General features: G+C 57.7%; 11 protein-coding genes. 5 read left to right on the top strand and 6 right to left on the bottom strand.

Going from position 1 to position 12,621, the window contains the following annotated elements; all coding sequences use genetic code 11:
• Positions 1-5: 5 nt before the first annotated feature.
• On the bottom strand, positions 6-686 hold the full coding sequence (locus KYK14_RS14145; RefSeq protein WP_185282956.1) for a response regulator: 681 nt from the start codon (positions 684-686) through the stop codon (positions 6-8).
• 73 nt (positions 687-759) lie between these two features.
• Between KYK14_RS14145 and KYK14_RS14140 the strand changes: the two genes are divergently transcribed.
• Positions 760-1,185: a BLUF domain-containing protein gene (locus KYK14_RS14140; protein ID WP_185282955.1), complete on the top strand. Its 426-nt coding sequence runs from the start codon at positions 760-762 to the stop codon at positions 1,183-1,185.
• Positions 1,186-1,194: 9 nt separating this feature from the next.
• On the opposite strand, the gene KYK14_RS14135 is transcribed toward KYK14_RS14140, so the two are convergent.
• Both KYK14_RS14135 and KYK14_RS14130 read right to left on the bottom strand, forming a co-directional pair.
• Positions 1,195-1,779, bottom strand: coding sequence for an RNA polymerase sigma factor (locus KYK14_RS14135; protein ID WP_246601852.1), 585 nt, complete (start codon positions 1,777-1,779; stop codon positions 1,195-1,197).
• Positions 1,780-1,864: 85 nt separating this feature from the next.
• Positions 1,865-2,290, bottom strand: a complete 426-nt coding sequence (locus KYK14_RS14130; RefSeq protein ID WP_185282954.1) for an STAS/SEC14 domain-containing protein — start codon at positions 2,288-2,290, stop codon at positions 1,865-1,867.
• Positions 2,291-2,676: 386 nt separating this feature from the next.
• Here KYK14_RS14130 and KYK14_RS14125 point away from each other — a divergent pair, with 386 nt between their 5' ends.
• Positions 2,677-3,051 (top strand): 4-fold beta flower protein, encoded by a 375-nt coding sequence (locus tag KYK14_RS14125; protein ID WP_185282953.1) that lies wholly within the window; start codon positions 2,677-2,679, stop codon positions 3,049-3,051.
• 18 nt (positions 3,052-3,069) lie between these two features.
• On the opposite strand, the gene KYK14_RS14120 is transcribed toward KYK14_RS14125, so the two are convergent.
• The 3 genes from KYK14_RS14120 to KYK14_RS14110 form a co-directional block, all read right to left on the bottom strand.
• Complete coding sequence (locus KYK14_RS14120; protein ID WP_219159683.1) at positions 3,070-5,547, bottom strand: glutaminase family protein; 2,478 nt, start codon at positions 5,545-5,547, stop codon at positions 3,070-3,072.
• 197 nt (positions 5,548-5,744) lie between these two features.
• Positions 5,745-7,334, bottom strand: coding sequence for a family 43 glycosylhydrolase (locus KYK14_RS14115; RefSeq protein ID WP_343217108.1), 1,590 nt, complete (start codon positions 7,332-7,334; stop codon positions 5,745-5,747).
• A gap of 112 nt (positions 7,335-7,446) precedes the next feature.
• On the bottom strand, positions 7,447-8,550 hold the full coding sequence (locus KYK14_RS14110) for a LacI family DNA-binding transcriptional regulator (protein ID WP_208308104.1): 1,104 nt from the start codon (positions 8,548-8,550) through the stop codon (positions 7,447-7,449).
• A gap of 291 nt (positions 8,551-8,841) precedes the next feature.
• On the opposite strand from KYK14_RS14110, the gene KYK14_RS14105 reads away from it, so the two are divergent.
• The 3 genes from KYK14_RS14105 to KYK14_RS14095 all read left to right on the top strand — a co-directional run bounded on the left by KYK14_RS14105 (position 8,842) and on the right by KYK14_RS14095 (position 12,533).
• Positions 8,842-9,819 carry an arabinan endo-1,5-alpha-L-arabinosidase gene (locus KYK14_RS14105; protein ID WP_219159681.1) on the top strand — a complete coding sequence of 326 codons (978 nt, stop codon included), beginning with the start codon at positions 8,842-8,844 and terminating at the stop codon, positions 9,817-9,819.
• Between the two features lie 177 nt (positions 9,820-9,996).
• On the top strand, positions 9,997-11,547 hold the full coding sequence (locus KYK14_RS14100) for an alpha-N-arabinofuranosidase (protein WP_219159679.1): 1,551 nt from the start codon (positions 9,997-9,999) through the stop codon (positions 11,545-11,547).
• A 20-nt stretch (positions 11,548-11,567) separates the two neighbouring features.
• Positions 11,568-12,533, top strand: coding sequence for a glycoside hydrolase family 43 protein (locus KYK14_RS14095; protein WP_208308101.1), 966 nt, complete (start codon positions 11,568-11,570; stop codon positions 12,531-12,533).
• Positions 12,534-12,621: the final 88 nt, after the last annotated feature.

The raw sequence follows: 12,621 nt of genomic DNA, 5'->3' as shown, positions 1-12,621 counted from the left end.
ACCAATTACTCTTCCTTCATGGTATAGCCCATGCCTACCAGCGTATGGATGAGCTTGGGGGTGAAATCCCGGTCGATTTTCTTGCGTAGGAAGTTGATGTACACGTCGATGACGTTGGAGCCGGTGTCGAAGCTGGTTTCCCACACCTGCTCCAGAATATCTACCCGTGATACTACCCTACCCTTGTTGCGCAGCAAAAACTCTAACAGGGCAAACTCGCGGGCAGTGAGCTGAATAGCCTGCCCGGCCCGCTGCACTATTTTGGTTACGGGGTCGAGGGTGAGGTCGGCTAGGCGCAGCACCACGCCGGCCGTGCCGGGCGCTTCCTGGTGGCGCCGCGTGAGGGCCCGGATGCGCGCCAGCAACTCCTGGAAAGCAAAAGGCTTTACCAAATAATCGTCGGCACCGGCATCGAGGCCACGGATTTTGTCGTCGGTTTCGCCTAGGGCCGTCAGCATCAGGATAGGTACCGAGGAGTGGCTTTCGCGGATGCGGCGGCACACTTCTATTCCGCTCAGGCCAGGCAGCAGGTTGTCCAGAATCACCAGATCGTAGCCATTGACCAAGGCTAGGCGCAAGCCCAACAGGCCATCGGAGGCAATATCGACGGCATGGGTTTGCTCGGTGAGGCCCTTATGCAGGAAGGCCGCCACCTTGGGTTCGTCTTCTACCAGCAGTATTTTCATGAGCAATGATACGCAGCCGGCGCCGGATGGGGAATCTATTTCTCTACCTTTGATTTGATCCTACCTTCCTTCGATGCACCATTTGATTTATATGAGCACGGCCGTGCAGCCACTGAGCGACGCTGAACTGGGCGCCCTACTCAACCAGGCGCGCCTCCGTAACGAACAAGATAACATTACGGGCGCACTGGTGTATGGCGACGGACGTTTCATGCAGATTGTGGAAGGTGATAAGGCCGCTTTAGACGACCTCTACACTCGTTTGCTGTCCGATAAGCGCCACGTGGGCCTAGTGAAACTAGCTGATAAAGAAGTAGCTGAGCGCAGCTTCACCGACTGGTCCATGGCTTTCCGCCCCGTGTCGGATGAAGAGTTTCTAACTATGGCGGGTTATGTTCAACCCATTCAGCTAAACTTGCAGCCGCTCAACCTGAGTGCCGCCGATTCCTTGCTGCTGCACATGATGCGCAGCTTCATTATGCAGCCCCCCACCGAGTAGTCCTACCCCCTACCCCGCATTGCGCAGCCGACGCGCCAGAACGCTAATGGCAGCGCGGGCGCGGGACTTCACCGTGCCAAGTGGCTCACCCAGCGCCTCGGCAGCCTCTTGCTGGGTGTAGCCCTGGAAATACAGCATATCCAACAACTCCTGCGCGGCCGGCGACAAATCGTGCACCAGTTCGCGTACACCCACATGCTCGGGGCGAAAGGTTGTGGCTAGTGGTTGAAGAGACGTCGGTAGCTTACTTGGTAGCGACGTGGTACGCTCGGCACCGCGTGCGCGCTGGGCCCGCAGCTCGTCAATGGCCTTGTTGCGGCAGATATTGAGTGCCCAGGTAGTTAGCCGCCCCCGCATGGGATTGTAGCTTGGGAAAGAATGCCAGATCTTCAGCATACTTTCTTGCAACACATCCTCGGCTAGGTGGGTGTGCTTCACAATTCGCAAAATCACCCCGTAGAGCATGGCGCTGTACTGATTATAGAACAGTAGCATGGCATTTTCGTCGCGCTGGTAGAGGCGTTGTACCAGCACGGCTTCTACGGCCGTTGGTTCAGCAATCATAGGAGCTTCGGCGGTAGAGGTAGACGTCATATGCAGAACAAAACCGTGCAGACCAACTACCGACCGATGCGCGTGGATGGGTTGCTCGTGAAGAAAAGGCGGAAACGATACTTAGTTAATCGGGTTGGTGCATAAGCCAGGTAGCCGCTTCGGTTTCTTCCTCAAATGTTTGGTAGTTCATGGCTTGCTGCTGGGCTTTGTTGGTGAGCTGACTAGTAGTGAGGCGGGCGTCTACCTGGTGCGGCAGTACAATGGCCCCGTGCCGGTAGCCGGCCTCGTGCATGGCGTGTGGTAGCCACTCCTGCAACATCCAATTCAACTCTTCTTCATTCAGCGGCTGCATAACCTGTTGAATGGCCAACACCTTGCTCCACTTATGCCGTACCAAGGCCCGTGCCACATGATTGAGCAGTGCCCGAAACGTTTCGGTATCGCGCTCATTAGCACTCCATTTTAGGTATAAATAACGACCGGATGCATTTTCCAAAATCCGGCCAGCACCGTTTTCGAAATAGATAGGAAGCAAAGGAGCAACACTCATTGGAGGGAGTCGGGTAAATAGTAGTTTGCCGTTACGACGAATTGACCGGCAGAGTTGTGAGTATAGTGGAGCTGTAGCCGCAAAAACAAATGCTTACAGGCTATTTCGCCTGCTTAATCACTAACCCTACCTACCCCTACTACTCGGCTATCGTTTGTAGTATAATTTCAATATAACTAAGTACAACCCACGTCTTACTGCATTGTCTGGTAACACGGCGTGCTTCGACATAGCTTAATCCTACTCACAGTAATATAAAAAACTAATTATCAAATATTTGCAATTAAAATACAGCGTATTTAATGCAAAACGCAATCCGATAACCTATCGGATTGCGTTTATTTTTTTAGCCTTTATTCTATCACTATTTTATTTCGTCTCGCACCATGATTTCACTGTACGATACCACCGGGCAGCCCGTCGTGTACGTTGATCCGGCTTGCCAGGGGTTATATGATGCCAACGGCCGCCTGCTGGCCTGGTTTGAAGAAGACCTGCTTTATGCCGTAAATGGGCGCTACCTGGGGTGGCTGCACCAAGGGTGGGTGTATGACCGCAACGGCAACCCGGCCTTGTTTATGAGCACGGCCACTGGTGGCCCGCGCCGGCCTGCTGTCGACACCTCGCAGCCCACGCCTTGCTACTGGCTGCAACGCGCCACGCCGCGCCGCAATGCTACCCGCCGTAAAGCGCGGCCCGCCCGCCGCCGCCGGGCCACCGATTGGTCTACCCTATCGGGGCCGGCCTACTTTGCGCAGTAAGCCAGCCCCAACACGCCTTTACTTCTTCGTCATCTTATCCGACAGGAGCTTGATAAAGTAACCGCCAACCACCGAACGAGCCTGAAACCCAACCTGACGGGCGTTGGTGGTTTCATGCCAGTCGGTGAGGGGTACACGCACGGGCGTGTCGTTGGCAAACTGCCACACCGGCGCCACCAGGGCCTTGAAATCGGCTTCGCGGTCGGCTAGCGTTGCCGTCCACATGATCCAGTCTGATTTGGTGTAGGTCTTGCGGCTGTCCAGGGGTAGGCCATAGCGCTGCTGGTGCTTGAGATAAAAGTCCATTTCCTGCTGGGCCACCTCTTTTGGAAACACGTTCAGGTCTAGCACCTTATCCCACACCAGATTGTACTTCTGGCTCCAGGAGCCGGCAGGCTTATCGAAGGTAAGGGCGTAATGGTCACCGTCGCGAGCCATGGTTTGCCAACGCTTGGCCATATCGCGGGCCAGGGCCATGTATTCGTCGGCCGTTTTCTTATCGCCAAGCTGCTGGGCCATCTGACCATAGCAGGCAATACCCATGATGGCCTTCACCGAAAGATTGGTGTTGCGGGCCAGGTGACCGGCAAAGTCGTCGGTGCTGAGCTGGTTGGCGGGGTCGAATCCATCGCGCTTCAGGAACCCTACCCACTTGGTGAGGGTAGGCCAATGCTCGCGGGCAAAGTCAGCCTTGCCGTCCACTTTCACGGCAGCAGCGGTCAGAATCAGCATGTTGCCGGCTTCCTCCACGGGCATGTCCTCGCCGTAGGTCTGGCCGTTGGCCAGCGGGTAAGTACCGATGTCGTGCGCCGGAAAGTCCTTCTTCCATCGGCCCGACTCGCTGTAATCGAAGATAAAGCGCAGCAAGCCCTTCGCCAGTTCATTATTATAGAGCAGAAACATGGGTGCCGAAGGGTAGGTCACGTCCACAGTGCCGATGGAGCCGTTCGAGAAGTTCTCCTTCGATAAGAAGAACACCTCCCCTTTCGGGCCGGCCACGATTTTGTGGGCTGCAATGGCCTGGCGGTAGGCCAGCTGGCAGAGGTCGGCGTACTCCTTACCACCGGCGGCCTGGGCATCGGCATACATCTTTTGGTCGAACTCCGTGCTCTTGCGGCGTAGGCGCGTGTATTCTTTCTCAGCCGTTTGCAGGGCCTTCGCCATCGTCATAGACGGGTCGCGGCGCCACCAGCCGCGCAGGTTCTGCCCGAAGTACTGCACCGAGTACAGGTCGTCGTAGCCCAACAGTACGTGCTGCTCGGTGGGCTTCGTTACGCGGCCCATGTCCAACACCGTAGCTAAGGCAACGCGCTGGGCGGCGCCGGTTTGCGGCTTGCTATTCGCGGCGAGCTTGCCCGACTGCGTAAAGGCGCTCTGCAAGGCCGAGGTGGTGCCGCTGGTTGTTTGTGCGCCTTTGGGCGCGGCCAGGTAGGCGTAGCCCCAATCGATGCGAACGTTGTCGCCGGCTTGGCCCAGCACGGGCTGCGCCGTGGTGCCTACCGCCTGCCACGTTAGGCTGGCGTCGCTGCCGGTCTGAGTTTGCATGTTTTGGTAGGGCGAGTTGGCGGCCACGGTGCCGGCTTCGGTCAGGAGTACCTGCACGGTGTGGGGCTTGCCATCGGTGGCAGCAGCGCCCAGCGTGATGTAGCTCACGGGGCGGGCCACGGTTTCCAACTCATCCAGCAGCAGTGGCGAGAGGAAATTAGCCGTGAGGCGCACCGGGCCGGCTTCGAAGGTATAGTTGGTTTGGGTGGCCGTGACCGTCACGCCCGTCTGGCGGGCCGTGGGTAGGCGCTGCTGCGGCATCTCGATATACAGACCGGCATCCAGATGCTCGCCGCCCTGCGGGCTGACGCAGTGCATGGCCAGCACGTTTTCGCCGGTGTGCAGAGCCTTGCGCGCCGCTTCGGGCACGGCAAAGTAGGCGTACTTGTCGTTGAATTTTTCTTGCTTGGTTAGCAGCACACCGTTCAGGTACACTTCCACATCATCGTCGTGCCAGAGTAGCAGCGTGAGCTTGCCGGTGGGCAGCGGCGCGGGCACCGATACGGTCCGGCGCACCCAAATGTCGCCCTCTGTCCAGTTAGTGCCTTTCAGGCTACGGTTATCGGTGAAGGGCGCAGGACCGGTTTTCCAGCTGTTGGCGGCCGCAAACGTCGTTTTCTCCCAACCATCGGCAGGCTTGGTAAAGGTGTAGCGCGCCTCATACGGCTTTTCCTGCGCCGTCGGAATCACGGCGCGGTATTCGGCCGCGGCTTTGCCCAGAAATTGGTAGGTTTTGCCATCCACCCGCACCATGCCTTCCAGAGCCTGCGGCTCGCCGGTCCAGTGGCGGGTAGGCGCGGCCGTCAGCGTATCGTTGAAGGCCCAAATGCTAAAGTAGGGGTCGTGGGTGACGAGGGGGTAAGCCGGTGGGCGCAGGGTCTGGGCCAGGAGGCCACCAATGCTAAGCCAGCTGCTGCCCAGCACCAGCATAATCCGGGAAATACGCATCATACAGATAGAAAGAAGGTTAGGTGAGGTATTGGTTGGTAGAGTTTAGTCATTAAGGTTGAGAAGTGGTGTCATCCTGAGCACAGCGAAGGACCTTATCACGGGAGAACGAGTTGTTGTTACGTCAGCCGCTCAACTGGCATAAGGTCCTTCGCAAGCGCAGGATGACAGCGTTTTTCGCTCATACCTGACAACTATCCTTACTGATTGACCAGCTTGAAATTCTCGAATGTGCCAGTGGCCGATGCTGGGCCCTGGGCCACCAGCCCTACCCGCACGCCCCGGTCCCAAGGCGGTAGGTAGGTGCCATCCACCGGGGTAGTGGTTGGCGGTGACTGCCAGGTTTTGCCCGCGTCGGTGCTCCAGCTGAAGCGGTACTGGCTCCCTTTTTCGACCTGCATGCGCAACTGGAGGGTTTTGGTAGCCGGCAACGGCATGTCAGCCAATACCTTTTGCTGGCCTTTAATGCGCTGCCACAGTTGCATGTGGCCACCGCCGGCCGTAAGAGCCAGGGCGTTGTCGGGGTCGCCGTGGGCGGTGAGGCCGGCCGTGGCGCCGGTGGGTAGGGCGGCCGGGTTTAGCAGCGTGGTTGTAACGGTATAGGTTGTCGTGTAGGTAGGCTGACCCAGCACCGCACCGCTGCCTTCGGGGCTGGCCGTGAGGCGTAGCTGGCCGTCTTTCACCTGAAAGGCAGGTTTGTGCTCTACCGGCCACTGCCAGGTAGGCAGCAGGGTAGCTTTCGTGAACTCGTCGGTCAGGTTGTGCGCCGTTAGGGCCGGCGCGGCGCCTACGGTGGTGCTGCGCCCCTGGAACTCGGGCCAGCCCTCGGCATTCCACGTGAACTCGCTTAACACACCCTGGCGGCCTACATTCTGAAAGCCCTGGCTATCATAGGCATGGTGCAGCAAAAACCAGTGGCCGTCGCGCTGCACCACGGTGCCGTGGCCGGGGCACTTCCAGGTGTCATTGTTCACCATAATCGGGTTTTTGCCGTATTTCTCCCACGGTCCCAACAGGTTGCGCGAACGGGCCACGCCGGTAGCGTAGGTGCAGCCATTGCCGCAGCAGCCATTGCCAGCGTAGAAGGCATAGAAATAGCCCTCGTGGCGCACCATGCTCACGCCTTCTACCAGGCCAGCTTCCCAGGCGGCATCGTTGCGAAACAGCTCCTGTTTTTCGCCTAGTAGCGCGGTGCGGTCGTCGTTGAGGCGCTGGGCCCAGATGGGGGTAGGCTGGCTCACGCTGTTGCCGTCTTCCTTCCAGATCAGGTAGAGCTGGTTGTTTTCATCGCGCATCGGGAAAGCGTCGATGGAGCCATTGGGCTGGCCCACCAGTGGACCGTGGTCGTGGTAGGGGCCGGCCGGCGTGTCGGCCGAGGCCACTCCTACTGCCAGGTTACCGCCGCGCTGGTGCGCTGTATAGAACACGTACGTTTTGCCGCCTTCCTGGCTGATTTCGGGGGCCCAGAAGTAGTAATCGGCCCAGTCTGGGCGGCCCTCCGGAAATACGTGGCCCACCAGCTCCCATTTAGCTAAATCCTTCGATTTCAACAGCGGGAAAACAGGTCCCCAGTTGGAGGTAGTGGCCGTGGCCCAATACGTGTCGCCTATCTGCACCACTGAGGGGTCCGGGAAGTCGCCGGGCAAAATGGGATTGGCAATAGTAGTGGCAGGCGCCGGAGTAGTTGCGGTGGTGGGCGCTGTTGACTGCTGACAGGCGCCTACGCTCAGGCCACCTACAAGCAGTAACATGGCATGCTGCCGGGCAGCGGAAAGAAGAGAAAACGTCACGGTGTAGAGAATAAAGAAAGATGCGGCAACAGAACCCAACAGGCCCCGCCGGCAATATATGCAAACGTTTGCATACACCGCAAGTTCTTACTTCATTCTCTGCTAAAACCATTTAGCAAGGTATCTTAGTCGCCTGCTTTGATAGCGTATCTAAAGAAGGCGTGCCTTGCAACGACGACTCACGAATGAATAGCCGGGGCTGTAAAATCACCTGTCGTTGCAGAAAAGCGCTGTCCTGCGACTCCACCAATTCCAGAAACAAGCGCACAGCCGCCTGCCCCATTTCCTCGCAGCGCTGATCAACGGACGTAAGCATGGGCTCGGTAATGGCCGTAAAGGCTTCGTTGCTAAAGCCCGCCAGCGCTACCTGCTGCGGCACCGCCACCTGCTTGCTTTTCAGGAACTGCAAGGCACCCAGCACAGCCGTATCGCCGGCCGAAAACACCGCATCGACCCCACCATCCGGCAGGGCCAACAGTTGACGCATACCCTCGGAGCCGTCTTCCAGCGTCATATCGGAGTATACAATCCGCTGCTCGTCTAGGGGTAGGTTGTAGCTTTCCAATGCGTCGAGGTAGCCCTGGCGGCGGTTGCGGTAGATGTTCAAGTGCTGCGGGCCGGCAAAGTGGCCGATACGCCGGCACCCTTGCTCCAGCAAGTGGCGCGTCACCTGGTAGCCCCCATCGTAATCGTTGAGCACCACGGCATTCACCGTGTCACTTTCCAGCACCCTATCAAAGAAAACCAATGGAATACCGCGCTTGCGCACTTTCTCGAAGTGCCGAAAGTCATTGGTATCCCGTGAGAGCGAAACCAAAATGCCGGCTACCTGCGCACTGAGCAGGGTTTCCACGTTTTTGCGCTCCTGCGCCACATCCTCGCTCGATTGGCAGATAATCACGTTGAAGCCCGCCTTGCTGGCAGCCGTTTCGATGCCGTGCACCACGGTGGCAAAAAAGCGCCCCTCAATGTAGGGCACAATCACGCCAATGAGCTTGCTCTGCCCCTTGCGCAGCGCGGCGGCCAAGTGGTTGGGCTGGTAGTTGAGCTTTTTGGCCAGCTTCAGCACCTTCTGCTTGGTGGCCGGGCCAATGCTGTGATGGTCGCTTAGGGCGCGCGAAATGGTGGTCATGGACACGCCCAGCTCACGGGCCAGATCGGCCATGGATATGGGGCTACTAGTAGCATCCACTATTTTCTTGGAGCGAGGGGCCATACGTTATTGTCTGTTCTAATTTTTGTGACTGCGGCGTTTACAGTCAGTTGAAGCCACTGCGTTTTGTTCCATACAACCTGCTTTACACTTTCGTGCGTGCAAGCAGGTGTAGGGGCCTATTTGGTTGTATCAAACAAAGATAGGTATGACGGGAATGCTGGCGGGTAAAACTTGTCCCTACCCCCGGCGCCGGTTGGCCGGCACATTGGGTAGCGAGCCGGCTGGCATTCCCGAACGAATTTACTTAACTAGCATCCTTACACAATCGTTTATGTAAACCTCAACCAATATATGAAAAAGCATTTACTGTGGCTGTTTTTGCTACTGAGTTACCAGTTGCAGGCCCAAACGCCGCTTATTCCGGCCCACGATCCGGTGATGATTCAGCAAAATGGTACCTACTACATGTTCTGTACCGGGCCGGGCATTGCCGTATGGTCGTCGAAAGACCGGCAGCACTGGCAACCGCAGAAGCCGGTGTTTGCGGCGGCGCCTGCGTGGGCCGTGAAGGCCATTCCGGGCTTCAAGAACCACATTTGGGCACCCGATATTTCATTTGCCAACGGCCAATACAGCTTGTTCTACTCGGTGTCGGCCTTCGGGAAGAACACCTCGGCTATTGGGCTGGCCACCAACAAAACGCTGGACCCTACCTCCCCTGACTTCAAATGGGTGGACCACGGCCTGGTGGTACAATCGGTGCCGGGGAGGGATATGTGGAACGCCATCGACCCCAACCTGGTGCGCGATGCGGTCGGTGCGCCGTGGCTGACGTTTGGCTCGTTTTGGGATGGTATTAAGCTGGTGCAACTGCGCCCCGACCTTACAGGCCCCGCCGAGCCGCAGCAGTGGCGCACCATTGCGCACCGTCCCCGCGACCCCAAGCTGAACGACTCCCTACCCGGCGACGGGGCCATTGAAGCGCCCTTCATCTTCAAGAAAGGCAAATATTACTACCTGTTTACCTCATTTGACTACTGCTGTCGCGGTCCGCAGAGCACCTACAAAATGATGGTAGGCCGGGCCGAAGACGTGCGCGGCCCCTACCTCGACCGCACCGGCGCCCGCCTCGACCAGGGCGGTGGCACGCTGGTATTGGAGGGCGACAAAAACTGGTATGGCGTGGGTCACAACGCCGTAGCTACCTTCAACAACACCGACTACCTCATTTTTCACGGGTACGATGCGAACGACAAAGCACACCCCAAACTGCGCATAGAAACCATGCGCTGGGACGCAGCCGGCTGGCCAGTCGTTAGCACCAAATAACGGCCAGCGGTCTGGTTGTTTTTTACACAATCGATTGCGCGATTGTAAAATCGTTTTACCTTTACCAGCGGCGAGTTTCGATATGCGTTGCCCACTGTGCACTTTTCGAACTGCTTACAATAAGCAGCGCCTACCTAAACTCGCCAGTGAATCATTACTCCATCACCAACCCACCACATGCGCTATAAACACCTATTATCGGCGGCGGGCCTTAGTCTGACTGCTCTTGCTGCTTCTGCCCAAACAGTGCAAATGACCGTGCAGCCCGGCGACCCCAAACTCATTGTTAGTAAGCACATTCAGGGGCAGTTTGCCGAGCACCTGGGCCGCAACGTCTACGGGGGCTTTTGGGTTGACAAGGACCTGAATGTGCCCAAGAAAGGTCGTATTCGGATGGATATTGTGGAGGCGTTGCAGAAAATTCACGTACCCAACCTGCGTTGGCCCGGCGGCTGTTTTGCCGATACCTACCATTGGCACGACGGCGTGGGCCCTGCCGCCCAGCGCCCCAAAATGCTGAACCTGTGGTGGGGCAACACCCTGGAAGACAACAGCTTTGGCACGCACGAGTTCTTGGAACTGTGTGATATGCTGGGTACCGAACCCTACCTGGCCGCCAACGTGGGCAGTGGCACGGTGGAGGAAATGAGCAACTGGATGGAGTACCTCAACTCCAACGAGGACACGCCCATGGTGCAGGAGCGCAAGAAGAACGGCCACGCCGAGCCCTACAAGGTGAGCTGGTGGGGCATTGGCAACGAAAGCTGGGGCTGCGGCGGCAACATGACGCCCGAGTACTACACCGACGTGTATAAGCGCTACGCCACCTTTGCGCACGACTACCCCGGTACCAAGCTGAAGAAAATTGTGAGCGGCGCCAACGGCGACGATGCCAACTGGACGGAAGTGTGCATGAAGAAGATACCCACCAACATGATGTGGGGCCTCACGCTGCATTACTACACCCTACCCACCGGCAGTTGGAGCGGCAGCAAGGGCGCGGCCACGGGCTTTGATGAGCAGCAGTACTTCAACACCCTGCGCAACGGACTGAAAATGGACGACATCGTGACCCGGCACGCGGCCATCATGGACAAGTACGACAAAGAGAAGCGCGTAGCGCTGCTGGTAGACGAGTGGGGCATCTGGACCGACGTAGAGCCCGGCACCAACCCCGGCTTCCTGTATCAGCAGAACACCCTGCGCGACGCGCTGCTGGCCGGCACTACCCTCAACATCTTCAACAACCACTGCGACCGGGTGAAGGGCGCCAACCTGGCCCAGGCCGTGAACGTGCTGCAAGCCCTGGTGCTCACCGACAAGGAGAAGATGCTGCTCACGCCTACCTACCACGTCTTCGACCTGTACCAAGTGCACCAGGATGCGCAGTACATGCCCCTCGACTTCAAGAGCCCCGATTACGTGATGGGTAACGAGAAAATTCCGGCCCTGAACGCTTCGGCCTCCAAGGATAAGAACGGCGCAGTGCACATTTCGCTGGTGAACCTCGATACCAAAAAGACCATCAACCTGGAAACCGCCCTACCCGGCGTGAACTGGAAGAATGTGTCGGGCCGTATCCTGACTTCGAATAGCGTGAGCGACTACAACACGTTTGAGAAGCCGAACAACCTCAAGCTGGCTGAGTTTAAGGGCGCCAAGAAAAAAGGCGGCAACCTGACGGTGGCTCTACCGCCCAAGTCAGTGGTTGTGCTGGAACTGAAGTAGGTATCGTCTAAAAAAATCGCATGAAACTCGCTTTTCTACCCTTGCTGCTGGCTGCTACTAGCGCCCTGGCGCAAGCCCCCGCTACCCTACCCCCGCGCAAACCCGGCAGCAACCCCATCATTCTCGAAAAATACACCGCCGACCCAGCCGCGCTGGTGCAGGGCAACACTGTGTACCTCTACACCGGCCACGATGAGGCTCCGCCCCAGCAGGAGCGCTACGTGATGCACGAATGGCTGTGCTACTCCTCTCAGGACATGGTGAACTGGAAGGAACACCCTTCGCCGCTGAACGTGAAGGAGTTTACCTGGGCTAAAGACGATGCCTGGGCCTCGCAGGTAATTGAGCGCAACGGCAAGTACTACTGGTATGCGGCCGTAGAGCACGGCACCATTCCAGGCAAAGCCATTGGGGTAGCCGTGGCCGATAGCCCAATTGGCCCGTTCAAAGATGCCCGCGGCTCGGCGCTGATTACCAACAACATGACGGAGAGCAAAATCTCCTGGGACGACATCGACCCTACCGTGTTCATCGACAAAAAAGGTCAGGCCTACCTGTTTTGGGGCAATACGGTGTGCCGCTATGCCAAGCTCAAGTCCAACATGACGGAGCTGGACGGCCCCATCCAAACCATTGAGGTGCCGCAGTTTACGGAGGCGCCCTGGGTGCACGAACACAACGGCTGGTACTACTTGAGCTACGCCACTGGCTTCCCCGAAAAAATTGCCTATGCCATGAGCCGCAGCCTCACCGGGCCGTGGGAATACAAGGGCATCCTGAACGAAATAGCCGGAAACTCCAACACCAACCACCAGGCTATCATCGATTTCAAGGGCAAATCGTACTTCATCTACCACAATGGCGGGGTGAATACCGGCGGCAGCAGCTACCACCGCTCCGTATGCATCGACTACCTCTACTACAACAAAGATGGTACGCTTAAGCGCGTGCAAATGACTTCGGAAGGCGTGCAGCCAGCGAAGTAGAGTACATGGCAAACCTGTTAAGCAAAGCGTCGTGCAACAGGACGCCGCACAACAGACCGTCATTCCGAGCTTGCCGAGGAATCTCGCG

The organism is Hymenobacter profundi (assembly GCF_019334315.1).
GTDB classification, from domain to species: domain Bacteria; phylum Bacteroidota; class Bacteroidia; order Cytophagales; family Hymenobacteraceae; genus Hymenobacter; species Hymenobacter profundi.
This window is presented reverse-complemented; position numbering and strand designations above follow the sequence as displayed.